Origin of the sequence: Flavobacterium sp. UBA4854, assembly GCF_002399805.1 — a bacterium.
Classification (GTDB): Bacteria; Bacteroidota; Bacteroidia; order Flavobacteriales; family Flavobacteriaceae; genus Flavobacterium; species Flavobacterium ginsengisoli.
Genome location: NZ_DHEI01000080.1, coordinates 67,655 through 70,068, shown reverse-complemented (window position 1 = coordinate 70,068; position 2,414 = coordinate 67,655). Strand labels below are relative to the sequence as shown.

The following is a 2,414-nucleotide window of genomic DNA, read 5'->3' as shown; positions in this document are numbered from 1 at the left end:
TTCAATATCACTTTATGAATTCTGCACAGTTTTACGGTACTTTACAAAAACGATTTCCTTTTGCTCCAACTTACAAACAGGATATTTTTTTTCAGAAAATTGCAATCTTCCTAACCGAACCTCAAAACGACACGATTTTCGTTTTAAAAGGATATGCGGGAACAGGAAAAACTACCGTTATTTCTACCATCGTTAATAATCTTGGCGATATCAACAAAAAATATGTTTTGTTGGCGCCAACAGGACGAGCGGCAAAAGTAATTGCCAATTATTCAAATAATCCAGCATTTACAATTCATAAAAAAATCTATTTCCCGAAGAAATCATCTGGCGGTGGCGTGGCTTTTACCAAACAAGTCAATAAACATAAAAACACCATTTTTATCGTCGATGAGGCTTCGATGATTTCAGATAGCACATTAGACAGTGGATCGCTTTTAGACGATTTGATCAATTATGTTTATTCTGGAAACAATTGCAAAATGATTCTTTTGGGAGATACGGCACAGTTGCCTCCTGTAAATTTAGATATAAGTCCCGCGCTTGACATTCAGACTTTGGGAATTCATTATGATAAAGAAATTGAACATATCGAGTTGGACGAAGTAATGCGTCAGGAAGAAAGTTCAGGAATTTTATACAATGCTACTGAATTGCGTGAATTGTTGAAAGAAAGTTTTATAACAGAATTTAAATTCAACGTCAAGAAGTTTAAAGATATCGTTCGACTTACTGATGGTTACGACATTCAAGACGCGATTAATACAGCATACAGTAATTATAGTATTGAAGATACTGCTTTTATTGTCCGTTCTAATAAACGTGCAAATCAATATAATGAGCAAATTAGAAGTCGAATTTTATTTAAAGAAAGCGAACTTTCGGTTGGTGACTTTTTAATGGTTGTAAAAAACAATTATTTCTGGCTGAAAGAAACCGATGAAGCTGGATTTATTGCCAACGGAGATATTATTGAAGTTTTAGAACTTTTCGGAATCAGAGAATTATACGGGTTTAAGTTTGCGAAAGTAAAAATCAGAATGGTCGATTATCCAGAACAAAAACCTTTTGAAACGGTTTTAATTCTAGATACTTTAGCTAGCGAATCGCCTTCTTTAACTTATGAAGAATCAAATCGTTTGTACGAAGAAGTAATGAAAGATTATGAAGATGAGCCGACTAAATACAAAAGATTTCAGAAGGTAAAAGAAAACGAATATTTTAACGGATTACAAGTTAAATTCTCTTATGCCATAACGTGTCATAAATCGCAAGGTGGGCAGTGGAATACTGTTTTTATTGAACAGCCATTTCTTCCAAACGGCATTGATACTGATTATATTAGATGGCTTTATACCGCTATGACACGTGCTAAAAATAAGCTATATTTGATAGGCTTTAAAGACGAGAGTTTTGAAGAGTAAATTTTAGACACAGATTAAAAGGATTTTCACAGATTTTATTCATTTTAAATTGATTAATCAGTTTGGGTTGCAATATCTTCAAGAGAAGTTTAAACGAGCCTAAAAAATCTTTTTAATTCTTTTAATCTGTGGCAAAAAAAACTTTTATAAAATGACAATACTAAACGACTTACATTCGATTTCATCAACGTTTTCGAATACCGATAAAATGCCAGTTCTATTTTTAGGCCACGGTAGCCCGATGAATGCTATTGAAGAAAATCAGTTTGTGACGGGTTTTCGTAATTTGGCAAAAACACTTCCGCAACCCAATGCTATTTTATGCGTTTCGGCGCATTGGTTTACAAAGGGAACAAAAGTGACTTCTATGGAAATGCCAAGAACTATTCATGATTTTGGAGGTTTTCCGCAGGCGCTTTTTGATGTACAATATCCCGCAAAAGGAAGTCCAGAATTAGCTGTTGAAACGCAAAAGATGCTAAATCCAGTCACGGTTGAATTAGACGAACATTGGGGGTTGGATCATGGAGCTTGGAGTGTTATCAAGCATTTATACCCAAATGCAGATGTTCCAGTAATTCAGTTGAGCATTGATTATACAAAATCGGGGCAATACCATTTTGAATTGGCTCAAAAACTGCAGGCGCTTCGCTACAAAGGTGTTTTAATTATCGGAAGCGGTAATATTGTCCACAATCTTAGAATGGTCGATTTCAGAAATTTTGATAAAGACAATTATGGTTACGATTGGGCAATTGAAGCTCGCGAAATTGTAAATAATTATTTGTTAGATGGAAATTTTCAGCCTTTAATAGATTTTGAAAAATTAAATAAGGCCGTTCAATTAGCAGTTCCAACTCCAGAGCATTATCTCCCGTTATTGTATACTTTGGGCTTAAAGGACAAAAAAGATGAATTAGATCTGTTTAATGACAAATTATTAGCAGGTTCTTTGAGTATGACATCTGTAAAGATTGTTTAATTTACTTT

2 protein-coding genes are annotated in these 2,414 nt (G+C 34.1%); both read left to right on the top strand.

Going from position 1 to position 2,414, the window contains the following annotated elements; genetic code table 11:
- The first annotated feature begins 14 nt into the window (after nucleotides 1–14).
- On the top strand, nucleotides 15–1,424 hold the full coding sequence (locus tag B3J44_RS11205; RefSeq protein WP_286968544.1) for an ATP-dependent DNA helicase: 1,410 nt from the start codon (nucleotides 15–17) through the stop codon (nucleotides 1,422–1,424).
- A 151-nt stretch (nucleotides 1,425–1,575) separates the two neighbouring features.
- Nucleotides 1,576–2,406, top strand: a complete 831-nt coding sequence (gene ygiD, locus B3J44_RS11200) for a 4,5-DOPA dioxygenase extradiol (RefSeq protein WP_286968524.1) — start codon at nucleotides 1,576–1,578, stop codon at nucleotides 2,404–2,406.
- The last annotated feature ends 8 nt before the right edge of the window (nucleotides 2,407–2,414 follow it).